Origin of the sequence: Streptomyces sp. 142MFCol3.1 (genome assembly GCF_000424945.1) — a bacterium.
In the GTDB taxonomy this organism is placed as follows: Bacteria; Actinomycetota; Actinomycetes; order Streptomycetales; family Streptomycetaceae; genus Streptomyces; species Streptomyces siamensis.
The window spans coordinates 24,775-47,429 of record NZ_AUKV01000043.1; the positions used below are offsets into that span (position 1 = coordinate 24,775).

At 72.4% G+C, this 22,655-nt stretch carries 16 protein-coding genes; 6 read left to right on the forward strand and 10 right to left on the reverse strand.

The genetic code is table 11. From position 1 onward, the window contains the following. Positions 1 to 139: 139 nt before the first annotated feature. A complete protein-coding gene (locus H305_RS0138665; protein WP_028805176.1) occupies positions 140 to 1,057 on the reverse strand; it encodes a TIGR01777 family oxidoreductase in 918 nt (305 codons plus the stop codon). Positions 1,058 to 1,129: 72 nt separating this feature from the next. Here H305_RS0138665 and H305_RS0138670 point away from each other — a divergent pair, with 72 nt between their 5' ends. Next, positions 1,130 to 1,618 (forward strand): GNAT family N-acetyltransferase, encoded by a 489-nt coding sequence (locus H305_RS0138670; protein WP_199791520.1) that lies wholly within the window; start codon positions 1,130 to 1,132, stop codon positions 1,616 to 1,618. A gap of 175 nt (positions 1,619 to 1,793) precedes the next feature. Here the strand turns inward: H305_RS0138670 and H305_RS0138675 are convergent, their stop codons facing one another. Next, a complete protein-coding gene (locus tag H305_RS0138675) occupies positions 1,794 to 2,978 on the reverse strand; it encodes a MarP family serine protease (protein WP_028805178.1) in 1,185 nt (394 codons plus the stop codon). Between the two features lie 455 nt (positions 2,979 to 3,433). On the opposite strand from H305_RS0138675, the gene H305_RS0138680 reads away from it, so the two are divergent. Continuing rightward, positions 3,434 to 4,120, forward strand: a complete 687-nt coding sequence (locus H305_RS0138680; RefSeq protein WP_051371456.1) for a peptidoglycan recognition protein — start codon at positions 3,434 to 3,436, stop codon at positions 4,118 to 4,120. A gap of 445 nt (positions 4,121 to 4,565) precedes the next feature. Here H305_RS0138680 and H305_RS0138685 read toward each other — a convergent pair whose 3' ends face one another. From H305_RS0138685 to H305_RS0138700, 4 genes are all read right to left on the reverse strand, one after another. Next, a complete protein-coding gene (locus tag H305_RS0138685) occupies positions 4,566 to 5,084 on the reverse strand; it encodes a DUF4240 domain-containing protein (RefSeq protein ID WP_028805180.1) in 519 nt (172 codons plus the stop codon). Between the two features lie 114 nt (positions 5,085 to 5,198). Next, the gene (locus H305_RS0138690) at positions 5,199 to 6,215 is read right to left on the reverse strand and encodes a helix-turn-helix transcriptional regulator (RefSeq protein WP_028805181.1); all 1,017 of its coding nucleotides are present in this window, start codon (positions 6,213 to 6,215) and stop codon (positions 5,199 to 5,201) included. Positions 6,216 to 6,352: 137 nt separating this feature from the next. Then, complete coding sequence (gene aceE / locus H305_RS0138695) at positions 6,353 to 9,055, reverse strand: pyruvate dehydrogenase (acetyl-transferring), homodimeric type (protein WP_028805182.1); 2,703 nt, start codon at positions 9,053 to 9,055, stop codon at positions 6,353 to 6,355. Between the two features lie 273 nt (positions 9,056 to 9,328). Further along, positions 9,329 to 9,952 (reverse strand): GntR family transcriptional regulator, encoded by a 624-nt coding sequence (locus tag H305_RS0138700; RefSeq protein ID WP_028805183.1) that lies wholly within the window; start codon positions 9,950 to 9,952, stop codon positions 9,329 to 9,331. A 331-nt stretch (positions 9,953 to 10,283) separates the two neighbouring features. Between H305_RS0138700 and H305_RS0138705 the strand changes: the two genes are divergently transcribed. Beyond that, positions 10,284 to 10,964 carry a hypothetical protein gene (locus H305_RS0138705; protein ID WP_051371446.1) on the forward strand — a complete coding sequence of 227 codons (681 nt, stop codon included), beginning with the start codon at positions 10,284 to 10,286 and terminating at the stop codon, positions 10,962 to 10,964. Between the two features lie 80 nt (positions 10,965 to 11,044). Here the strand turns inward: H305_RS0138705 and sucB are convergent, their stop codons facing one another. The 3 genes from sucB to H305_RS0138720 all read right to left on the reverse strand — a co-directional run bounded on the left by sucB (position 11,045) and on the right by H305_RS0138720 (position 16,177). Further along, on the reverse strand, positions 11,045 to 12,817 hold the full coding sequence (gene sucB, locus H305_RS0138710) for a 2-oxoglutarate dehydrogenase, E2 component, dihydrolipoamide succinyltransferase (protein WP_028805185.1): 1,773 nt from the start codon (positions 12,815 to 12,817) through the stop codon (positions 11,045 to 11,047). Positions 12,818 to 12,944: 127 nt separating this feature from the next. Then, complete coding sequence (gene lpdA, locus H305_RS0138715; RefSeq protein WP_028805186.1) at positions 12,945 to 14,333, reverse strand: dihydrolipoyl dehydrogenase; 1,389 nt, start codon at positions 14,331 to 14,333, stop codon at positions 12,945 to 12,947. A gap of 314 nt (positions 14,334 to 14,647) precedes the next feature. Beyond that, a complete protein-coding gene (locus tag H305_RS0138720; RefSeq protein ID WP_028805187.1) occupies positions 14,648 to 16,177 on the reverse strand; it encodes a leucyl aminopeptidase in 1,530 nt (509 codons plus the stop codon). A 354-nt stretch (positions 16,178 to 16,531) separates the two neighbouring features. Between H305_RS0138720 and H305_RS0138725 the strand changes: the two genes are divergently transcribed. From H305_RS0138725 to H305_RS0138735, 3 genes are all read left to right on the forward strand, one after another. Then, entirely contained in the window at positions 16,532 to 18,556 is a 2,025-nt protein-coding gene (locus H305_RS0138725) for a hypothetical protein (RefSeq protein ID WP_051371447.1), read from the forward strand. A 123-nt stretch (positions 18,557 to 18,679) separates the two neighbouring features. Next, complete coding sequence (pelF, locus tag H305_RS0138730) at positions 18,680 to 20,203, forward strand: GT4 family glycosyltransferase PelF (RefSeq protein ID WP_028805189.1); 1,524 nt, start codon at positions 18,680 to 18,682, stop codon at positions 20,201 to 20,203. Continuing rightward, the gene (locus tag H305_RS0138735; protein WP_028805190.1) at positions 20,200 to 21,714 is read left to right on the forward strand and encodes a hypothetical protein; all 1,515 of its coding nucleotides are present in this window, start codon (positions 20,200 to 20,202) and stop codon (positions 21,712 to 21,714) included. The genes pelF and H305_RS0138735 overlap by 4 nt, the downstream gene beginning before the upstream one ends. Before the next feature lie 168 nt (positions 21,715 to 21,882). On the opposite strand, the gene H305_RS48315 is transcribed toward H305_RS0138735, so the two are convergent. Beyond that, a complete protein-coding gene (locus tag H305_RS48315; RefSeq protein WP_037766743.1) occupies positions 21,883 to 22,479 on the reverse strand; it encodes an RDD family protein in 597 nt (198 codons plus the stop codon). Between the last annotated feature and the right edge of the window lie 176 nt (positions 22,480 to 22,655).

The following is a 22,655-nucleotide window of genomic DNA, read 5'->3' on the forward strand; positions in this document are numbered from 1 at the left end:
CTGGAATACCCGAGTTCGGATCGAGGGTAGGTGCGCCCGCGGACGGCGGAAGACGCGCGGCGGCCGTGCACGGGCGCATGGGGGGTGCATGTGACTCTCCGGTACGGCCGCTCGGACGGTCCCGGCCGCCATGGACCGCTCAGTCGAGCGCCGCCCGCAGCGCCCCCTCGATCGACGGGAACGCGAACGAGAAGCCCGATTCCATGAGGCGGCCCGGCAGGACGCGCTGGCTGCCGAGGATGTCGCCGGCCATGTCGCCGAGGGCGAGACGCAGCAGCGGGGCCGGGGTGGTGAGCAGGGTGGGGCGGTGCAGGACACGGCCCATCGCCTCGGTGATCTCACGGTTGGTGAGCGGGTCCGGAGCCGTCAGGTTCACCGGACCGGCGAGCCAGTCCGTGTCGATGATGTGCCGGATCGCCGCCACCTCGTCGTGCAGGGAGATGAAGCTCCAGTACTGGCGGCCGTCGCCCATCCGGCCGCCGACCCCAGCCTTGAAGAGCGGGAACAGCTTCGCCCACGCGCCGCCCTTGCTGGAGACCACCAGGCCGGTGCGGGCGAAGACCGTACGGACGCCGGCGTCCTGGGCGGGGCCGGCCGCGTCCTCCCAGTCCACGCACAGCGAGGACAGGAAACCGGTCCCGGGCGGCGCCGACTCGTCCACCGCCCGGCCGTCCGTGTCGCCGTAGTACCCGATCGCACTGCCGTTCACGAACACCGCGGGCGGCTCGTCGAGGGAGGCCACCGCCTCGGCCAGCGTCGCCGTGCCGAGGACCCGGCTCTCCCGGATCGTGCGCCGGTACGCCTCCGTCCAGCGCTGCGCGGCGATGCCCGCCCCCGCCAGATTGACCACCGCGGCACAGCCGGCGAGGCCCGCCGTGTCGATCCGCTCCCGTTCGGGGTCCCACTCGACCTCGTCCTCCGTACGGGGCGCCCGGCGCACCAGACGCACCACCACGTGTCCGTCCGCGGCCAGCGAGCGCGCCAGCGCCGAACCGATCAGGCCGGACGCACCGGCGACGGCAACACGCGAACCGGGGGGAAGAGTCGAGTCGCTCATGAGTCCATCCTGCCCGCGAAGCCCGGGAAATCGCAGGACGAGGCCGGGCGGCTGAGCCGTACAGTGATCAGCATGCCAGCACCGCTCATACGCACCGCCACGCTCGACGACGAGGACGAGCTCGGGCGCCTCGACCGGGTCACCTGGTCCACGCTGCACGCCGTCGCACCGCGCCCGCAGCCCCCGTACGAGCCCTTCTACAGCGAGCGCTTCGGACCGCGTGACCATCTCGTCGCCGAGATCGGCGGCCGCGTGGCGGGCTACATCCGCCTGGGCTTCCCGACCCCGCTCGCCTGCAACGCGCACGTGCGGCAGATCCAGGGGCTCGTCGTCGCCGACGAGGCGCGCGGCACGGGCGTCGGACGCGCCCTGCTGCGGGCCGCGCAGGACGAGGCCCGCCGGCAGGGCGCCCGGCGGATCACGCTTCGGGTCCTCGGGCACAACGCCCCGGCACGGGGGCTGTACGAGTCGGAGGGCTTCGTCGTGGAGGGCGTCCTGCCCGAGGAGTTCCTGCTCGACGGCACGTACGTGGACGACGTGTTCATGGGACGCTCGCTCTGACCCTCTGACCCCTGCGGCACTCCGACCCCGAGCCCCCTGAGCCGTGGCGCGCGGACCGCCGGGTTCCAGGCCATGACGGGGCGCCGGGTTCTCCGGCGTGACGGCTCGCCGGGGCCGCCGGTGCCACGCCGTGACGAGGCCGCCCGGCGCTACGACGTGACGAGGCCGCCCGGCGCTACGACGTGACGAGGTCGCCGGTGTCCACCGGTCTCGTCGCGTCCGCCGCCCGCTGCGCGTCGCCCGCCACCTCGTCCGCCGTCAGCACGTAACCGGTCTCGCTGTCCGAGGTCGAGCGGGCGAAGACCACGCCGTAGACCCTGCCGTCGGTGGTCAGCAGGGGGCCGCCGGAATTGCCGGGGCGGACGGTGGAGCGGACCGAGTAGATCTCACGGGTGACGGTGTCCGAGTTGTAGATGTTCTGGCCCGTCGCGTCGATGCGGCCCGCGACCGTGGCCGCCTGGAGGTCGAGGCCGCCGTCCTGCGGATAGCCCGCGACGACCGCCGAGTCGCCGCGCGAGGCGGTGTCGTCGAAGCGGAGCACGGGCGCGCGCAGCCCCGGGACGTAGAGGACGGCGACGTCCCTCTGCGGATCGAAGAGCACGACGGTGGCCTCGTACGCCTCGCCGACGCCGCCCACCCGCACGGTCGGCTGGTCGATGCCGGCCACGACATGGGCGTTCGTCATCACGTGCTCGGACGTGTACACGAAGCCGCTGCCCTCGCGTCCCTGGACGCCGGAGCTGCCCTCCACCTTGACCGTGCTGAGTTTCGCGGCGTTCGTCGCGGCCGCCGTGACACTGTCCCCGGAGGGCTTGGCGACGCCGGTCGTCGGCTCGCTCTCGAACGGGTTGAAGACCTGGGGGAAGCCGGCCTCGGTGAGCGCGGAGGTCGCGCGCGAGAACCAGTCCGGTGTGGTGTCCGGCATGGTGTCCTGGACGGCGCCCAGCAGCGCCGAGTTGCGGATCGACTGCGTCACCACGGTCGACGAGGACGCGCCCAGCACGCTGGCGGCCACCCAGGCCACCAGCAGCACCGCCACCGTGTTGGCCGCGGCCCCGCCGATGCCGTCCGCCACCCGCAGCGGTCCCCGGTCGAGCTCGCGGCGCAGCTTGAGCGCCAGCCTGCCCGCCATCTCGTGGCCCACCACCGCCGGCACCAGCACCGTCAGCACGGCCGTCACCGTCGCCGCCGGGGTCCCGGCCGTGACCAGGTCCATGATCCACGGCAGCACCCACACACCGATCACGGCACCGCCCACGAATCCCGCCAGGGACACACAGCCGGCGACCAGGCCGCGACGGTAGCCGGACGCCGCGTAGACCAGGATCACCAGCATCAGCAGGAGGTCGAGCACGTCCACGGAGCCGCCTTTCTCTCGGGCCCCTTAGTACGCGTGGGGCGGGCCCAGTGATCAGGCACGCGCGCGTGGCGCCGGGGAAAGGGTCACACACGCGTGGACCTGTAAAAACGACTCGGACCGGAGCAATGGTTCCACCGGGTGGCACAGCACACATCGCGGACGGTGCGGATCGGGGCCAGGGTGTCTTCATGCGTGTCTTCCGGAAGACGCGGGGGGCACGGGGGCGAGGCGCGGGGCGACCGTCGCTCGCGGTGCTCCGTCGGCTCCGGGCGGGCGGGCTCGGCGCGCTGCGGACACGCCGGTCCCGCGGCGGCCCGGGACGCCCACGGCGCGGGCGGTTCCTGCCGTCGAGTGCGCGGGCGTCGCGCGCGCCCGGCTTCCCGGCCCGCCTGCCGCGAACCGTGCGCGTGCTGCTCGGCTGTGTGCCCGGCCTCGCCGCCGTCCTCGCGCTGGTGATGTGCGCGGCCACGGTGGACCGCACGCAGACCGGGCCCGCCCCGCCGTCCGCCGCCCGGCCCGTGGCGGTCCACCCCGGCCCCCGGCCGCCGATCGTGCCGCGCTCGAAGTGGCTGGACGCCGCGAGCACGCACGCCCAGCCGGCGCCGCGCTACGACGACCGGGTCGTCGCGGTCTTCGTCCACCACACCGACTCGCCGAACGGCTACGACTGCGCCGACGCGCCCCGCATCATCCGCGACCTCTACGCGGGCCAGACAGGCCCCAAGGACTGGGACGACATCGGCTACAACTTCCTCGTCGACCGCTGCGGCACCATCTACGAGGGCCGCGCGGGCGGCGTCGACCGGCCCGTCACCGGGGCGCACACACAGGGCTTCAACCACCGCACCGCCGGGGTCGCGGCCATCGGCACCTTCACATCCGGGACACCGGTGCCGCCGGCGATGACGGACGCCATCGCCCGCCTCGTCGCCTGGAAGCTCGGGATCTCCGACACCGACCCGCGCGCCACCGTGCGGCTGCGCTCCAGCAACAGTCTGAGCCGGTTCTCCGCGGGCACCTCCGCCGCACTGCCCACCGTCGCCGGCCACAACGCCGCGTTCATGACCACCTGCCCCGGGGCGGCGCTGACGGCCCGGCTCCCCGCGATCAGGGACGAGGCCGCCCGCCTCCAGGGACGCTGAGGCCCCTCGCGCGTGCCCCGCGGGCGGCGCCCGCACAGCCACGGCCGCACCGCAGGCGGCTCACAGACTCCGCAGAGCCGGGCCTCCTGCCGTCGTCGCAGGCACTGACCGGAGGTGGGGATCATGACGAACGCCGGGGCGGGGACCCTGCGAGGGCCGGCCGGGCGAGGACGGCACGCAGTCCGTGGACGGTGGCCTGCTCGGTGGCGACGGTCGTCCTGTGACCGGCGGCGGTCACGGCGTCCGCCCTGGACCAGGCGAACGCGACACCGCTGCACCACGCCGTACGGGCCGAACAGCCCCAGGCCTGCCTCCCCGCGGAGACCGGCCGCCGACGCGCGGTGGCATGAGGGAGGCGGACACCCGGTGACGGGCGGGCCGCTGGACGGCCGTGACGGGCGGGGGACGGGGACACCGGGACGGCGGGCCGACCGCTGAGGCCGCGTCAGTCCCTGAAGCGGTCCCACAGCTTGGGGTAGCGCTCCGCGATGACCGCCTCGTTCTCGAAGTCGAGCGGTGTGCCCTCGGGTTCCGCGGCGGCGGGCGGGATGCCGAGGTCGGGCGCGACGGCGCCCGTGAGCTGCTCGTAGGCCTCGTCGGCCGAGTAGCCCAGCTCCTCGCCGTCGCCGTCGATCTCCTCGTCGAAGTCGTCCAGGAGGTCGGCGAGGGAGTCAGGGTCGTGCACCGCGCCCTCGAAGACCTCCCGGCCCTGGCCGATCAGCCAGCACCGGAAGAAGTCGAAGGCGTCGTCGCTGGCGCCGTCGAGCAGCACCCACGCGGCACCCCACAGGTCCCAGCGGTACGCGCGGTTGTAGCGGGACTCGAAGTGCCGGGCGAAGTCCAGGACCAGGTCGGGGTCCAACTGCACGAGCCGCTCGACGAGCAGGTCGGCCTGCTCCTCGGGGTCGCCCTCGGCGGCCGCACGGGTGGTGTCCACCAGCTCCCAGAACTCCGTCTCGTCCATCACGGGTCCAGCATCGGGCCTGGACGGGAGGGACGCACGCGGAGTGGAGCAGATTGTTATGCGTGCACATGCCGAAGGTAAAACCGCCGGGTTCATACGCATTTCAAGCGCATTTCAGGAGTGCTCCGCGGTGGGGGAGGGCCCGTCGGGGTCAACTCGCCCGTACAGAGCCGCGAGCCGGGCCGCGTCCCTCGCGAAGCGGTCCCGCAGCGCGGGCGGGGAGAGCACCTCCACGTCCGGCCCGAGCCCCATGAGCTGTGTGTGGGCGACCTCCTCGGACTCGACGGGAAGCGTGACGGTCAGCCGGCCCTCTTCGTCGGGGGCGGCGCCGCACTCCTCCAGCGCCTCCTTCGCCGAGGCGACTCCGACGGCGTACGGCAGTCGTCGTACACCGTCCGGGGACAGCCGCACGACGACTTCGGACCGCAGGATGGACCGGGCGAACTGCTCGGCCCGCTCGTCCCAGAACGCGCGCAGATCGAAGTCGTCCTCCCGCCGGAACCGCTCGTCGGCGGCGTCGACGCTGCTGAACCGGTCGATGCGGTACACCCGGAACGACCCCGCGTCGGGCACCCGCGCGCACACGTACCAGACACCCGCCTTGAGGACGAGGCCGTACGGCTCCAGGGCGCGCCGCACCTCCGCCTCGCCGCGCCGGTACCGCGCCACGACGAGCCGGTCGTCCCAGACCGCCTCCGCCACCGCGGGCAGCAGCTCGGGCGTCTCGGGCTCGCTGAACCAGGCCGGCGCGTCCAGATGGAACCGCTGCGCCGCCGTGCGCGGGGCGTCCCGCAGGGACGGCAGCAGCGCCGCGGACACCTTCAGCCTGGCCGCCGACGCGGTGTCCTCCAGCCCCATCTCGCGCAGCGCTCCCGGCACCCCGCTCAGGAACAGTGCCTCCGCCTCGCTCCGCGCCAGTCCCGTCAGCCGGGTGCGGTAACCGCCGACCAGGCGGTAGCCCCCGGCGCGCCCGCGGTCCGCGTACACCGGGACGCCCGCCTCCGAGAGCGCCTGCGCGTCGCGCGTGACCGTCCGCTCGGACACCTCCAGCTCCCGCGCCAGCTCGGCGGCGGTCATCGACGCCCGCGACTGGAGCAACAGCACCATCCTGATCAGCCGGGCAGCACGCATGGGTTCATCATGCCGGGCAGCACCGACAACGGACCGACGGGACAGGAGCCGGAAAACGCGCGGGGGCACGGCGACCGCCGTGCCCCCGCACCGGATCGCCGTGCCCCGCACCGGGTGACCCCGGAACTCTTCGGGTGCTACAGGCCGTAGCGCTCCCGGGCCTCCTTCACGGCCGACGCCTTGACCTCGCCGCGCCGCGCGAGCTGCGCCAGCGCCGCGACGACGATCGACTGGGCGTCCACCCCGAAGTGGCGGCGGGCCGCCTCACGCGTGTCGGACAGACCGAAGCCGTCGGCACCGAGCGAGGAGTAGTCCTGCTCGACCCACTGCGCGATCTGGTCCGGGACCTGGCGCATGTAGTCGGAGACCGCGAGGACCGGGCCCTCGGCACCCTGGAGCGCCTGGCGCACGAAGGGCATCCGCTCCTCGCCGCGCAGCAGCGCCGCGTCGGCCTCCAGCGCGTCGCGCCGCAGCTCGGTCCAGGAGGTCGCGGACCACACGTCGGCGGCCACGCCCCACTCCTCGGCGAGCAGTCTCTGGGCGTCGAGCGCCCAGTGGATCGCCGTGCCGGAGCTCAGCAGCTGGATGCGCGGGGCGTTCGCGACGGGCGACAGGCCCGCCGACTCGGCCGTGTTGAAGCGGTACAGGCCCTTGACGATGCCCTCGTCGATGCCGAGGCCGGACGGCTTGGCCGGCTGCGGGATCGGCTCGTTGTAGACCGTCAGGTAGTAGAAGACGTTCGGGTCCTCGCCCGGGGCGGCCTCGCCGTACATCCGGCGCAGACCGTCCTTGACGATCGTCGCGACCTCGTAGGCGAACGCCGGGTCGTACGTCAGCGCGGCGGGGTTGGTGGCCGCGATGACGGGGGAGTGACCGTCGGCGTGCTGGAGGCCCTCGCCCGTCAGCGTCGTCCGGCCGGCCGTGGCGCCGACCAGGAAGCCGCGGCCGAGCTGGTCGCCGAGCTGCCACATCTGGTCGGCCGTGCGCTGCCAGCCGAACATCGAGTAGAAGATGTAGAAGGGGATCATCGCCTCGCCGTGCGTGGCGTACGCGGTGGACGCGGCGATGAAGTCCGCCATGGAGCCGGCCTCGGTGATCCCCTCGTTGAGGATCTGGCCGTCCTTGGCCTCCTTGTAGTACATCAGCTGGTCGCGGTCGACCGGCTCGTACGTCTGGCCCTTGGGCGAGTAGATGCCGAGGGACGGGAAGAGGCTCTCCATGCCGAAGGTGCGCGCCTCGTCCGGGACGATCGGCACCCAGCGCCTGCCGGTCTCCTTGTCGCGGACCAGGTCCTTGACCAGGCGGACGAACGCCATGGTGGTGGCGACGTTCTGCGAGCCGGAGCCCTTGTCGAAGGAGGTGAACGCCTTGTCGGCCGGCGCGGGCAGCGGGGCGAGTGCGTGCGTGCGGCGGGCCGGGGCCGGGCCGCCGAGGGCCGCGCGGCGCTCCTGGAGGTAGCGGACCTCGGGGGAGTCGGCGCCCGGGTGGCCGTAGGGCACCGTGCCGTCGGTGAACAGGCTGTCGGAGATGGGCAGTTCGAGCAGGTCACGCATCTGCTTGAACTCGTCCGTCGTCAGCTTCTTCATCTGGTGGTTGGCGTTCTTGGACGCGAAGCCCTCGCCGAGCGTGAAGCCCTTGACCGTCTGGGCGAGGATCACGGTCGGCGCGCCCTTGTGGGCCAGGGCCGCCTTGTACGCGGCGTAGACCTTGCGCGACTCGTGACCGCCGCGCGAGCGGTGGAAGCACTCCAGGATCTTGTCGTCGCCGATCAGCTTCGCCATCTCGGCGAGCGCCGGGTCCTTGCCGAAGAAGTCCTCGCGGATGTAGGCGGCGCCGCGGGTCTGGTACGTCTGCACCTGCGCGTCGGGTACCTCGCGCAGCCGGCGGACGAGCGCGCCGGTGGTGTCCAGCTGGAACAGCTCGTCCCAGGCCGTGCCCCACAGCGTCTTCACGACGTTCCAGCCGGCGCCGCGGAACTGGGCCTCCAGCTCCTGCACGATCTTGAAGTTGGCGCGGACCGGGCCGTCGAGGCGCTGGAGGTTGCAGTTGATGACGAAGGTGAGGTTGTCGAGGCCCTCACGCGAGGCCAGCGCGAGTGCCGCCGTCGACTCGGGCTCGTCCATCTCGCCGTCACCGAGGAACGCCCAGACGTGGGACTGGGAGACGTCCTTGATGCCGCGGCTGGTGAGATAGCGGTTGAAGCGCGCCTGGTAGATGGCCGACAGCGGGCCGAGGCCCATGGAGACCGTCGGGAACTCCCACAGCCAGGGCAGGCGGCGCGGGTGCGGGTACGACGGCAGACCGTTGCCCCCGGCCTCCTGGCGGAAGTTGTCGAGGTGCTGCTCGGTCAGCCGGCCGTCGAGGAAGGCGCGGGCGTAGATGCCGGGGGAGGCGTGGCCCTGGATGTAGAGCTGGTCGCCGGACCCGTCGGCCTCCTTGCCCTTGAAGAAGTGGTTGAAGCCCGTCTCGTAGAGCCAGGCGGCGGAGGCGAAGGTGGCGATGTGGCCGCCGACGCCGAGCTTGCTGCCGCGGGTCACCATCGCGGCCGCGTTCCAGCGGTTCCACGCGGTGATCCGGCGCTCCATCTCCTCGTCGCCGTCCACGACGGGCTCGGCGGCGGTGGGGATGGTGTTGACGTAGTCGGTCTCGAGCAGCTTGGGCAGCGCCAGGCCGTTGCCCTCGGCACGCTCCAGAGTGCGGCGCATCAGGTATGCGGCACGGTGCGGCCCGGCTGCCTTGGCGACGGCGTCCAGGGAGGCCTGCCATTCGGCGGTCTCCTCCGGGTCGCGGTCGGGGAGCTGGTCGAGCTCGCTGGGCTGGATCGCGGTGGGGTCGGTCATTGCGCCGCCTTCCGGATGCGGAGGGGGGTTCCCTCGTCGGTAAGGGGTTTTCGGGGGGTGCCCTTGGTCTTTGGCAGGACAGGGCGGCGGGCTCTTGTGGGAGCCCGACGTGACTGTAACTCCCTGATCGATGATCGATCAAAGGGTTGAAGGGGAAAACCTTTTCAGACCGAGAAAGTCGGCACGGGGTGCCTTCGCGCCAGGCACGGGGTGCCTTGAAATCGAAGGTTTTCGCAGGTGGAACGACGTCTGAGCACGCGGGCGCTCCGCTGTTCAGGGCCTCGGCGCGCAGCCCAGCACGTGCGCCTTCACCAGGTCGGCGATCAGCGGGTCACGGCGCCGGAAGGCGTCCACGAGAGCCTCGTGCTCCTCCGCGTACGACTGCTGGACCGTCCCCAGCCAGCGGATGGACAGGGCCGTGAAGACCTCGATGCCCAGGCCCTCCCAGGTGTGCAGAAGGACGGAGTTGCCCGCGGCGCGCACCAGTTCGCGGTGGAAGGCCACCGTGTGACGGACCTGCCCGGCGCTGTCCGACAGCCGGTCGGCCTCGTAAAGCGCCGTGACGTGCGGCTCCAGCGCCGAGCAGTCCTCGGCGAGCCGCTCGGCCGCCAGCTCCGCCGCGATGGCCTCCAGACCCGCCCGCACCGGGTAGCTCTCCTCCAGGTCGGCGGCGGTCAGGTTCCGCACCCGGACGCCCTTGTTCGGCGCCGACTCGATCAGCCGCAGCGACTCCAGCTCACGCAGCGCCTCCCGCACCGGCGTCTGGCTGACCTCCAGCTCCGTCGCGATCCGCCGCTCCACGATCCGCTCGCCCGGCTTCCAGCGCCCGCTCACGATCCCCTCCACGATGTGCTCGCGGATCTGTTCGCGCAGCGAGTGGACGACGGGCGCGGTCATGAGGGCTCCTTCGGAGGCTCTGAATCCAATATTGCGGCCCGAAGGGCCTCGTTGAGGGGCGGTGGCAGTGCGGCGGGCGGGCTCCGGTGCCGTTCGACGTTTAGACAATAAGGCCGCACCGCTGCCGGTGAGGGGCGCTCGGGGGCGCTTTCGTGCAGGTGAGACGAGACTTACACGCTGTCAGAGCGTCCACGCCTGTAAAGACCCGTACCGGCTGGTGCCCGGACCCGTCACGTCCGTGTCACCCCGAGAACCCACGGGGCCCCGTCCGCAGTGGCGAGGAGCAGAGGGGTCGCCGCCGTCGGCACCCCCGCCAGGTCAGGGGGATGTCATGAAGGGTCGGGTACGCGCACTTCGCTGGGCGGTCGTGGCCGCGGCGGCAGTGGCGCTCGTGGGCACGGCGACCGGCTGCCGGCCGATGGACACGGGCGCCGCCGCCCCGTCCGGCGGTACCCGCTCACCGGGCTCCCCATCCGCCGCGGGGGCCGCCGGACAGCCCGCGGGACCCGGCGGCGCCTGCGTGTTCGTCAAGCCCGACGGCGCGCAGAAGTTCGGCCACACCGGCTGGGGCTTCCGCGTCACCGGGACCGACCGCTGGGAGTACGGCGCGGTCGAGAACCCGGGCAACGCCCTGTACACCCCGCCCGGCGGCGACATCGGAGCCTGGCACGCGCAGGGCTCCTACACCCGGATGCTCAGCGACATGTCCCGCGACGCCCACTACCCCGGTACGCCCTCGCACCCCTACAGCCGGTACCGCTGCACCGGCTCGCCGGCCGGTGACGTCGCCGCGGCGCGCGCGATGATCCGCACGGTGGAGAGCCGGGGCTTCCTCGTCGGCGTCGACCCCGCCATGGGGGAGCTGGACTCACGGGACTGCCTGGACGCCACCTACGACGTGCTGAAGGCCTACCGGGCGCGGCATCTGACGCCCGCCTACCGGACGGAGATCCCCAACGTGTGGGTGGAGACGCTGGTGCTGTGGACCGACGAGAAGCTGACGCCCCGCTAGGCCTGTCCCGTCCGACCCCGCAGACACGCCGCCCCCGCCCGGAGTCCCGGACGGGGGCGGCGCGCTGGCGCGGGTGAGGACTACAGGCCGAGCTCGACCTCGAACTCGCCGGCCTCCAGGATCGCCTTGACCGCGGTCAGGTAACGGGCCGCGTCGGCGCCGTCCACCAGACGGTGGTCGTAGGACAGGGTCAGGTACGTCATGTCGCGGACGCCGATGACCGTGCCCTCCTCCGTCTCGATGACGGCCGGACGCTTGACCGTGGCACCGATGCCCAGGATCGCGACCTGGTTCGGAGGCACGATGATCGTGTCGAACAGCGCGCCGCGCGAGCCGGTGTTGGAGATGGTGAAGGTCGCGCCGGACAGCTCGTCCGGGGTGATCTTGTTGGCGCGGACCTTGCCCGCCAGGTCAGCCGTGGCCTTGGCGATGCCGGCGATGTTCAGGTCGCCCGCACCCTTGATGACCGGGGTCATCAGGCCCTTCTCGGAGTCCACCGCGATACCGATGTTCTCGGAGTCGAAGTAGCTGATCGTGCCCTCGGCCTCGTTGATCCGGGCGTTGATGACCGGGTGGGCCTTCAGCGCCTGGGCCGCCGCCTTCACGAAGAACGGCATCGGGGAGAGCTTGACGCCCTCGCGGGCCGCGAAGGAGTCCTTCGCCTGCGCGCGGAGCTTCATCAGGCGGGTGATGTCGACCTCGACGACCGAGGACAGCTGGGCCTGCTCGTGCAGGGCCTTCACCATGTTGTCGCCGATGACCTTGCGGATGCGAGGCATCTTGACGGTCTGGCCGCGCAGCGGCGAGACCTCCAGGGCCGGGGCCTTCTTCGCGGCCGCCGCCGCGGCGGCGGGAGCCGGAGCGGCAGCGGCGGCCTTCGCGGCCTCGGCGGCGGCGATGACGTCCTGCTTGCGGATACGACCGCCGACGCCGGTGCCCTTGACGGAGGCCAGGTCGACGCCGTTCTCGGCGGCGAGCTTGCGCACCAGCGGGGTCACGTACGCACCCTCGTCGGTGGCGGCGGCCGGAGCCGGAGCGACCGGGGCGGGGGCGACCGGCGCGGGAGCCGGGGCGGCGGGCGCGGCCGGGGCCGCGGGCTGGACCGGAGCCGGGGCGGCGGCCGGAGCCGGGGCCGCGGGAGCGGGAGCCGGAGCCGGAGCGGCCGGAGCCGGAGCCGGAGCGGCGGGGGCGGGAGCCGGGGCGGCCGGAGCCGCGGGCGCGGCGGCGGCCGGAGCGGCACCGGGCGCACCGATGACGGCGAGCTTGGCGCCGACCTCGGCGGTCTCGTCCTCACCGACCACGATCTCCAGCAGAACGCCGGCCACCGGCGCGGGGATCTCGGTGTCGACCTTGTCGGTGGAGACCTCGAGCAGCGGCTCGTCCTCCGCGACCTCCTCGCCGACCTGCTTCAGCCAGCGGGTGACGGTGCCCTCGGTGACCGACTCGCCCAGCGCGGGCAGTACGACGTCGGTGCCGGAGGCGCCGCCGGCCGGGGCAGCGGCGGGGGCGGGGGCGGGGGCGGCGGGCGCCGGAGCCGCGGGGGCCTCGGCGACCGGAGCCGGGGCGGCGGGGGCCTCGGCGGCGGCCGGGGCGGGGGCGGCGGCGGGCGCGCCCGTGCCGTCGTCGATGACGGCCAGCTCGGCGCCGACCTCGACCGTCTCGTCCTCGGCGACCTTGATGGACGCCAGCACACCGGCGGCGGGGGAGGGGATCTCGGTGTCGACCTTGTCGGTCGACACCTCCAGCAGCGGCTCGTCGGCCTCGACGCGCTCGCCCTCGGCCTTCAGCCAGCGGGTGACAGTGCCCTCGGTGACGCTCTCACCGAGCGCCGGAAGGGTTACGGAAACCGCCATGGTTTCTGTTGCTCCTTACGATGGGATCTCCCCGGTCCGAGCGGTGTCGTGAGCCCGGGGAGGGTGCGGAAGTCTGTGGTCGTCGCGCTCTGGTGCGACGCGGTGACTGAGATCGGCGCGAGCCGGATCAGTCGTGCGAGTGCAGGGGCTTGCCCGCGAGGGCCAGGTGGGCCTCGCCCATTGCCTCGTTCTGCGTCGGGTGGGCGTGGATGAGCTGCGCCACCTCGGCGGGCAGCGCCTCCCAGTTGTAGATCAGCTGGGCTTCGCCGACCTGCTCGCCCATACGGTCGCCGACCATGTGGACGCCGACCACGGCACCGTCCTTCACCTGGACGAGCTTGATCTCGCCCGCGGTGTTCAGGATCTTGCTCTTGCCGTTGCCCGCGAGGTTGTACTTCAGGGCGACGACCTTGTCCGCACCGTAGATCTCCTTGGCCTTGGCCTCGGTGATACCGACGGAGGCGACCTCCGGGTGGCAGTACGTCACCCGCGGCACGCCGTCGTAGTCGATCGGAACGGTCTTCAGACCGGCCAGACGCTCTGCCACCAGGATGCCCTCGGCGAAGCCGACGTGCGCGAGCTGGAGCGTGGGGACCAGGTCACCGACGGCGGAGATCGTCGGGACGTTCGTCCGCATGTACTCGTCGACCAGGACGTAGCCGCGGTCCATCGCGACGCCCTGCTCCTCGTAGCCGAGACCGGCCGAGACCGGGCCGCGGCCGACGGCGACGAGCAGGACCTCGGCCTCGAACTCCTTGCCGTCGGCGAGGGTGACCTTGACACCGTTCTGGGTGTACTCGGCCTTCGAGAAGAAGGTGCCCAGGTTGAACTTGATGCCGCGCTTGCGGAACGCGCGCTCAAGAAGCTTGGAGGAGTTCTCGTCCTCGACCGGGACGAGGTGCTTGAGGCCCTCGATGACCGTCACGTCGGTGCCGAAGGACTTCCACGCCGAGGCGAACTCGACGCCGATGACGCCGCCGCCGAGCACGATCGCGGACTGCGGGACGCGGTCCAGGACCAGCGCGTGGTCGGAGGAGATGATGCGGTTGCCGTCGATCTCCAGGCCGGGCAGCGACTTCGGCACGGAGCCGGTCGCCAGCAGCACGTGGCGGCCCTGGACGCGCTGGCCGTTCACGTCGACCGACGTCGGGGAGGACAGCCGGCCCTCACCCTCGATGTAGGTGACCTTGCGGGAGGCGATCAGCCCCTGAAGGCCCTTGTACAGGCCGGAGATCACGCCGTCCTTGTACTTGTGGACGGCCGCCACGTCGATGCCCTCGAAGGTGGCCTTGACGCCGAACTGCTCGCTCTCGCGGGCCTGGTCGGCGACCTCGCCGGCGTGCAGCAGGGCCTTGGTGGGGATGCACCCACGGTGCAGGCAGGTACCGCCGACCTTGTCCTTCTCGATCAGGGCGACGTCCAGGCCCAGCTGCGCTCCGCGCAGCGCCGCGGCGTAACCGCCGCTACCGCCGCCGAGGATCACTAGGTCGAAAACGGTGCTGGCGTCGTTCGCCACGTCACGTCCTCCATGCATGTGCGCCGTACGCCGGGCACCTTTGTCCCTTGCGGGTGGTTGACCGGTCGGTCGGCTGGTGTCCGGCCGCTCTTTCTTCGGCCCTGTGGTGGGGGCCCTGTCCTGCCGAGAACCCATCTTTGCACTTGTCGAGGGCGAGCGAGACGCCGGGCCGGTCTCTCGGACGTCTGATCCATCACGTCGACGGGGTACGGGTGCACCGGAACCTGCGGATTTCGTCGAGGGCGAAACCCTCGTGCGGCCCGACAGACGGCCCCGGGGCGTCGCCGCCCCGGGGCCGTGCACGGGCAGGGGCCTCAGCCCAGGTCGCCCGCCGCCGTCAGCTCGGCGAGCCGGACCAGGGTGCGCACCGCGGAACCGGTGCCGCCCTTGGGGGTGTAGCCGAAGGGACCCGCCTCGTTGAACGCCGGGCCGGCGATGTCGAGGTGCGCCCAGGTGATGCCCTCGCCGATGAACTCGCGCAGGAACAGGCCGGCGACCAGGCCACCGCCCATGCGCTCGCCCATGTTGGCGATGTCGGCGGTCGGGGAGTCCATGCCCTTGCGCAGGTGCTCGGGCAGCGGCATCGGCCAGGACTCCTCGCCGACCTCCTCGGCGGCCTCGACGATCGATCCGCGGAACGCGTCGTCGTTGGCCATCACGCCGAAGGTGCGGTTGCCGAGGGCCAGCACCATCGCGCCGGTCAGCGTCGCCACGTCGACGATCGCGTCCGGCTTGTCCTCCGACGCCTTCCACAGCGCGTCGGCGAGGACCAGCCGGCCCTCGGCGTCGGTGTTGAGGACCTCGACGGTCTTGCCGCTGTACATGCGCAGCACGTCACCGGGGCGGGTGGCGGAACCGGAGGGCATGTTCTCGGCCAGCGCGAGCCAGCCCGTGACGTTGACCTCCAGGCCCAGACGCGCGGCGGCGACCACGGCGGCGAAGACCGCCGCGGCACCGCTCATGTCGCACTTCATCGTCTCGTTGTGGCCGGCCGGCTTGAGGGAGATGCCGCCCGAGTCGTAGGTGATGCCCTTGCCGACGAAGGCCAGGGACTTCGTCGCCTTGGGGGAGGTGTACGACAGCTTCACCAGGCGGGGAGCGGCGGCCGAGCCCGCGCCGACGCCGAGGATGCCGCCGTAGCCGCCCTTCGCCAGAGCCTTCTCGTCGAGCACCTGGACCTTGATGCCGTGCTCCTTGCCGGCCGCGGTGGCGACCGCGGCGAAGGCCTCCGGAGTGAGGTCGTTCGGCGGGGTGTTGATGAGGTCGCGGGCGCGGTTCAGCTCCTCGGTGACGGCGGTGGCGCGCGCGACGGCCGCCTTGTACGCCGCGTCGCGGGGCTTGCCGCCGAGCAGGGCGACCTCGGCCAGCGGGGCCTTGCCGTTCTTGGCGGCGCTGCCGCCCCGGCCCGTCTCCTTGTACGCGTCGAAGGCGTAGGCGCCCAGGCGGGCACCCTCGGCGACGGCACCGACGTCGGCGGCGTCCGCCACCGGCAGGGCGAACGCGGCCTTCTTGGCCCCGGCGAGGGCGCGGGCGGCGACACCGGCGGCGCGGCGCAGCGCCTCGGCGGAGAACGACTCGTCCTTCTCCGGGACCGCTCCCAGGCCGACGGCCACCACGACGGGGGCCTTGAATCCGGAGGGTGCGGGCAGCTTGGTCACCTCGCCCTCGGCACCGGTGGCGCCGAGGGTCTCCAGGATCGCGGCGAGCCCGGCGTCGTACGCCTTGTCCACGGCCTCGGCGCCCGGTGCGACGACCGGGCCCTTGGGGCCCTTCGCGACACCGACGACGATCGCGTCGGCCCGCAGACCGGACGCTGCGGCGGTGCTGAGAGTGAGAGCAGTCACGGTGGTGAAATCTCGCTTCCGTTGAAGTTGCTGTGGCCGAGTGGGGTTGGGTCGACCGGGCCCGACGACTGACCCTAGAACCGGCCTGAGGGGCGGTCCTTGCCGGGGCCCTCGACAGGGACGGGCAAGTTCCCGGGACGAGCCTACGCTCGGGGCCGGGTTTCGCTCATTCCTGCGGACGTTCACCGTCTGGTGGCGCTGCGGCCGGTTCTCGTCCCTCACTCCTGGTGTCCTGAGCCACACTCATCGTGTTCTCGTGAGCCCAACGCTCACGTCTTCGCATCATTTCCACGGATTCTCCTCGGTCTCGACCAAACGGCTGAAAGAGGATCTTTCGAGGGGGAGGGACAACACATGGCGCAGAGTGCGCCCCGAAGGAGAAACGCGGCCGCCGTCGTGGCGGCCACCGGACTGCTCGCGCTGGGACTGGGGGCTCCCGGCGCCGCGGCGGCCACCGCACCGCGCATCGACCTCGAGGTCCTGGTCGTCGACAACGGCGGCGGCCAGGTCGGAGCCATCGCGGCCGAACTGAAGAACACCGGCATCCCGTACACCACGGTCGACCTGTCCGACTCGGGCCGCCCGACCATCGACGCGGCCTTCCTGAGCGACACCGTGAACGGCACGCCGCGGGCCAAGTACCAGGCCGTCGTCCTGCCGAACGAGGCGCCGTTCGGCCCGGGCTCCGCCGAGCAGACGGCCCTGGAGGCCTACGAGAAGACGTACGGGATCCCGCAGGTCGACGCCTACACCTGGGCGCACCCCGAGGTCGGGCTCGACTACACCGACCAGAACGGCGGCTGGTCCGGCGTGCTCGACGGCGTGCGGACCCAGGTCACCAGCGCAGGGCGGTCGGGCCCCTTCGGCTACCTCGACGGACCGCTGACCTTCGAGGACAACGACCCGGCGGTGCAGGAGAGTTACGGCTACGCCGCCCATCCGAGGGAGGGCTTCACCAGCTATCTGGACGCGCCCGGCGGCGGCAGCATGCTCGGCGAGTACGCGCACGACGGGCGCCGGGAACTCGTGCTGACCTTCGCGTACAACCAGTACCAGCAGCAGTTCAAGGTCCTCGCCCGCGGCATCGTCGAATGGCTCACCAAGGGCGTGCACCTCGGACAGAGCCGCAACTACTTCTCCGTCCACGTCGACGACGTGTTCGCGCCCGACGCCCGCTGGGACACCGGGCGGAACTGCACCCCGGGCGACATCGACTGCGTGGGCGGCGGCGAGGAGACCGCGCCCATCCGGATGACCGCGGACGACGCCGCCTACGCCGCCCAGTGGCAGCAGAGCAGCGGCTTCACGCTCGACATGGTGTTCAACGCGGGCTCCGGCGAGGAGTGGAGGACCGAGAACGGCGGGATCGACCCGCTCGCGGCGAAACTGCTCGCCGACAAGGCCAAGTACCGCTGGGTGAACCACACTTACACCCACAAGTTCCTCGGCTGCGTCCAGGACACCACGACCGTGCCGTGGACCTGCGCCAAGAACGCGAACGGCTCGATCCAGTACATGAGCCGCTCCGACATCTCGGCGGAGATCCGCAACAACTACAACTGGGCGGTCGGCAAGGGACTTCCCGTCGACCGCACCGAACTGGTCACCGGTGAGCACTCGGGCCTGAAGACACTGCCCCAGCAGCCGGCCGACAACCCGAACCTCGCCGGCGCCCTCGCCGACAACGGCATCAAGTGGACCGGGTCCGACAACTCCCGCGAGCCCGCGCAGCGCGCGGTCGGCAACGCGCTGACCGTGCCCCGCTACCCGATGAACGTGTACTACAACGTCGGCACGGCGGCCGAGATGGCCGACGAGTACAACTGGATCTACACGTCCAAGGCCGACGGCGGCAGCGGCATCTGCGAGAACAACGCCACGTCCACCTGTCTGCCGGCACCGCTCGACACCGCCACCGGCTACGCCTCGTACATCGTCCCGCAGGAGGCCCGCATCGCGCTCGGGCACGCCATCGGCAACGACCCGCGCCCGCACTACGTCCACCAGTCCAACCTGGCCGAGGGCCGGATCCTGTACCCGGTCCTGGACAAGGTCCTCGACGGCTACAAGGCGATCTACGCCGACAACTCCCCGCTGGAGAACCCCCGCCAGAGCGCCGTCGGCACCGAGCTCCAGCGCCGGGCGGCCTGGCAGACCGCGGTCGCGAACGGCCGCGTCACCGCCTACCGGATCGGCACGACCGTCACCGTCACCGCCCCGTCCGGGACGCAGATCCCGGTGACGGCTCCCGAGGGGACCAGGAAGCAGCTCCTCATCGGCACCACCGCGTTCGGGACGCCGTACGGGGGCAAGCGCTCGGCCTGGACCACGCCGGAGCTGCTGCAGTCCGCTCTCAAGCTCACCCTGCCCTCCGCGTAGGACGGCAGTCACCCGCACGACGCGCACCCCGGCCCGCAGCGGCCGGGGTGCGCTCCGAGCAGGGATCAGGGGGTCTGGGGGCGACGGTTCCCCCAGAACGAACAGGCACAGGGGGGAACACGCATGATGCGCAACGGCCGTCATGTCACCATGCTCACCGAAGGCACCTATCCACATGTCCACGGCGGCGTCAGCACCTGGTGCGACCAGCTCGTGAAGGGCATGCCCGAGGTCGACTTCCACATCGTCTCGCTCACCGGCAGTGGCCGCGAACCCGTGACCTGGGAGCTGCCGCCCAATGTCTACCGGCACACATCCGTCCCGACCTGGGGCCCGCGGCCGGGGCGGGCGCGGGCGCCACGCGGCCGGTCCCGGCGCCGTTTCACCGAGGCCTACGAGCGTCTGCTGCTCGCCGTCCTCGACCCGGACACGTCCGAGGACTTCGGCGCGGCACTGTACGAACTGGCCGAACTCGCCCGCGCGGGAGGCCTGTCGGCGGCCCTGCGCACCGAGGACGCGCTGCGCTCGCTGATGTGGATCTGGACCCTGCCGCACCTGCCGACGGCCGAGGCCCGGCCCACCGTCCACGACGCGCTGACCGCGACGGACCTGCTGGAACACGCGCTGCGCCCGCTCGGCGTCCGCATCCCCGAGGACTGTGTGGCACACGCCGTCAGCAGTGGTCTCGCCACCCTGCCCGCGCTGGCCGCGCACCACCTCGACGGCGTCCCGTTCCTGCTCACCGAGCACGGCATCTATCTGCGCGAGCGCTACCTCGGCTGTCGCGGCGACGAACAGCGCTGGCCCGTCAAGGCGTTCATGCTCGCCTTCTACCGCGAGCTGAACTCGCTGGGCTACCGGGCCGCCGACCTGATCACCCCGTGCAACCAGTACAACCGGCGCTGGGAGGAGCGCGGCGGCGCCGACTCCGACCGGATCCGCACGGTCTACAACGGCGTCGACCCGCAGGCCTTCCCGCACGCCGGACCGGAACCCGACGTCCCCACCCTCACCTGGTGCGGCCGCGTCGACCCCATCAAGGACCTGGAGACCCTGCTGCGGGCGTACGCCATGGTGCGCGCCGAGCTTCCGGAGACCCGGCTCAGGCTGTTCGGCCCGGTCCCGCCCGGCGGGGAGGCCTACCGCACCCGCCTGGAGAAGCTCGGCGCCGAGCTGGGCGCGACGGACGGGCTGACCTTCGAGGGCCGCGTCAGCGAGGTGTGGCGGGCGTACGCGGCGGGTCACGTAGTGATGCTCTCCTCCATCTCCGAGGGCTTCCCCTTCTCGATCATCGAGGCGATGTCCTGCGGCCGTACGACGGTGTCGACGGACGTCGGCGGAGTGCGCGAGGCGGTCGGCGACACGGGTCTCGTGGTCCCGCCGCGCGAACCCGAGAAGATGGCCGCTGCGGCCCTCACCCTGTTGCGCGACGACGAACGGCGTCGGGAGCTGGGCGAGTTGTCCCGCAGCCGGGTGATCGACCGGTTCACGCTGCGCCGCTCCGTGGACGCCTTCCGGACGATCTACCAGGAACTCGCCGGACAGCCAGAGGTGTACGAGCCCGCCGTCGAGACCGTCGCCGACTGGACCGTCGAACTGCGCGACCCCTGGTACCAGACTGTCGCCACGGACGGGACCGGCTGGTGAGCGAATCGCTGCGGGTGCCGCCCGGCACCCACGAGGAGATCCTGTCCCTGCCCCGGCAGCGCCGCTCGCCGAGCTGGGCAGGACCCGATCCGGTCGAGGAACTCGCCGAACGGCTGGAGGAGTTCATCGCGTCCGCCGTGCACCCGGACGAGGTGGCGGCCCTGCTCGAGTCCGACGGCATGTCGGACGGCCGGATCCGTGAGCACTACGGCGTGGAGAACTCCTTCGCCCTCGCCGAGCAGTTGTACGCGCGTGTCGACCGCCACTACCCGGAGCCGGCCGCTCCCGTCCGCGACCCGTGGGCCGTCGGCCTGCTGGGCTGTCTGCTGCGGGGTGTCGTGTTCGCCCTCCCGGCACTCGCCTGTGTCCTCGGGGCGCCCCTCCTGGCCGGCCCGAAGGACGCGTTCGGGCTCCCCGCCGGGACCGTCCCGCTGCTCGCCGGCGCATTGTGCGGCTGGACCTGGAATCAGGGACTGGCCCACCGGGCGTACTCCTGGCTGGGTCTCGGCGACCGGTCCGCCGCCCGCCGCAGTCTCCTCCTCGGCGCGCCGGCGGGTGCGCTGCTCGCCGCCCTGGTCGCCGTGGCGGTGGCGGGCACCGCCCACCCGGCCGTGGCGGTCTTCGCCACCGGGCAGTCCTGCTATCTGGGCGCGGCCACCGTCCTGCTGGTGACCGGCCGAGAACGCGCTCTGCTGATCGCCCTGCTGCCGATGACGGCGGGCGCGCTCCTGGACCTGGCGCACCCGGTGCCCGGGCCCGTCGGAACCCTTCTGCTGCTGGGCTCCCTGGCCGCCGTGATGGCGCTCGCGCTGCGCGAAGTCGCCCCCGCCGTCAAGGAGTCGGGCGGCGGCACATGGAAGGCGGGCCTCGTCGCGCTGCTGCCCTTCGGGGCGTTCGGCGCGGCGCCGCTCCGAACGCGCACCGCGGCACCCGGACTGGCCGGCTCCGTGCCGTACGCCCTGTTCGGCCTGGGCAGCGGGGTCCTCGTGCTGTACGCGGCGCTCGGGGACGTCCTCGCAGGCGGCCGCAGCGCGGTCGCGGCACCCGCCGCCGTGGCGCTCACCCTCAGCATGGGGCCCGCCGAATGGCTGCTGCACCGCTTCCGCAGCGGGAGCCTCGCGGGACTGCGCTCCAGCAGCACGCCGAGGGCATTCCGGCGCAGCACGGCACGCACGCTGGCCGTGTGCCTGGCGGGCTACCTGGCCGTGCTGCTCGGCCTCGCCCTCGCCGTCTCCGCCGTGTGGCCGCACGGGCGGGGCCTCGGCGGGGTACGCCTGGCCGCACTGCTCCTGCTGGGCGTGGTCCTCTGGACGGGGCTGCTGCTCCAGTCGCTCCGCGCAGTCGTCGGCGCGGCGTCGGTCTGCTGCGCGGCGGCGCTCGCCCGGACGGCCTGGCTCGTCACGCACCCGGGCGGCCCGCACTGGGTGGCGGCGGCCGTGTACGGCGCGGCGGCCGCGGTACAGGCCGGGCTCGTCTGCAGTCTGCTGGGAAGGGCGACCGCGCACCGATGAACATCCAGGGCACCCTGCTGGTGCCGTACTACGAGCACCCCCGCGTCCGCCCCGCCGCATGGCTGGTCACCGGGACCGGTGCCCACCCGTGGGGCGCCCTGCCGTACGGCCTGGAGCCCGCCCCGCCGTCCGCCGGCGGATGGCCGGGGCGCCTTCCGGTCCAGCCGCTCAGTGATAAGTGGGGGCGGGCGGCGGTGCGGGGACGGCGGCGGCCGTGCCGAGCCCCAGACCCGTGACCGCCGTCCCGGCCACGCGGTCGGCCAGGGACCGGCCGGCCGGCGTCAGCACGGGCAGCGCGTTGATCAGGAAGACGGCGACGGCGACGGCCCAGACCAGCACCGAGAGCACGAACGCGCCCTCGACCAGCAGGACACAGGCCAGCGCGTACACGGCGACGTCGGCCGTCGTCGTGACGGCGGCCCGCAGCGCCGCCCGGCGCGGCCGGCTCGGAGCCACCTTCAGCCCGAGCAGCGCCTTGCCGAGCGTCCGTCCGGTCAGGGCGAGCGCCGCCCACTGGTACAGGAAGGTGGCGATCACCAGCAGTCCGAAGGCCTGCTCCACGTCCCGGACCACCTTGCGCCACAGGGACAGCCCGAAGCCCTCGGAGGCGTCGAGGACGTCGCCGCGCGAGGTGAGGATGTCCCAGCCGCCCCGTGTCGCCAGGTCCGGCACGTCCGTCACGAGTGCCGAGATCCGGTGGAAGGTGAGCACGGCCAGCGCGGACGCAGCCGCGAGCACCAGTGCGAAGTCGATGAACCAGGCCATGAAACGCCGAGTCTTCGGCACAGACGTCCCCCGATCACGATCCGTGTCTGTTCGGCGGCTCAGACTAGTGGGGGGTGACGGGGCGCAGGAGCCGTTCTCCGGGGTTCGTTCCACCGTGGTGACAGTGGTGACGGAACGGCGATCCGAGCCGTGGGCCGGGCCGGCCTGGGCGTGGT

Coding starts and splice junctions, on each gene's coding strand:
- H305_RS0138665 (WP_028805176.1), bottom strand. CDS start 1,057: ATGAGCGACTCGACTCTTCCCCCCGGTTCGCGTGTTGCCGTCGCCGGT.
- H305_RS0138670 (WP_199791520.1), top strand. CDS start 1,130: ATGCCAGCACCGCTCATACGCACCGCCACGCTCGACGACGAGGACGAG.
- H305_RS0138680 (WP_051371456.1), top strand. CDS start 3,434: ATGTGCGCGGCCACGGTGGACCGCACGCAGACCGGGCCCGCCCCGCCG.
- H305_RS0138685 (WP_028805180.1), bottom strand. CDS start 5,084: ATGGACGAGACGGAGTTCTGGGAGCTGGTGGACACCACCCGTGCGGCC.
- H305_RS0138690 (WP_028805181.1), bottom strand. CDS start 6,215: ATGCGTGCTGCCCGGCTGATCAGGATGGTGCTGTTGCTCCAGTCGCGG.
- aceE (WP_028805182.1), bottom strand. CDS start 9,055: ATGACCGACCCCACCGCGATCCAGCCCAGCGAGCTCGACCAGCTCCCC.
- H305_RS0138700 (WP_028805183.1), bottom strand. CDS start 9,952: ATGACCGCGCCCGTCGTCCACTCGCTGCGCGAACAGATCCGCGAGCAC.
- H305_RS0138705 (WP_051371446.1), top strand. CDS start 10,284: ATGAAGGGTCGGGTACGCGCACTTCGCTGGGCGGTCGTGGCCGCGGCG.
- sucB (WP_028805185.1), bottom strand. CDS start 12,817: ATGGCGGTTTCCGTAACCCTTCCGGCGCTCGGTGAGAGCGTCACCGAG.
- H305_RS0138725 (WP_051371447.1), top strand. CDS start 16,532: ATGGCGCAGAGTGCGCCCCGAAGGAGAAACGCGGCCGCCGTCGTGGCG.
- pelF (WP_028805189.1), top strand. CDS start 18,680: ATGATGCGCAACGGCCGTCATGTCACCATGCTCACCGAAGGCACCTAT.
- H305_RS48315 (WP_037766743.1), bottom strand. CDS start 22,479: ATGGCCTGGTTCATCGACTTCGCACTGGTGCTCGCGGCTGCGTCCGCG.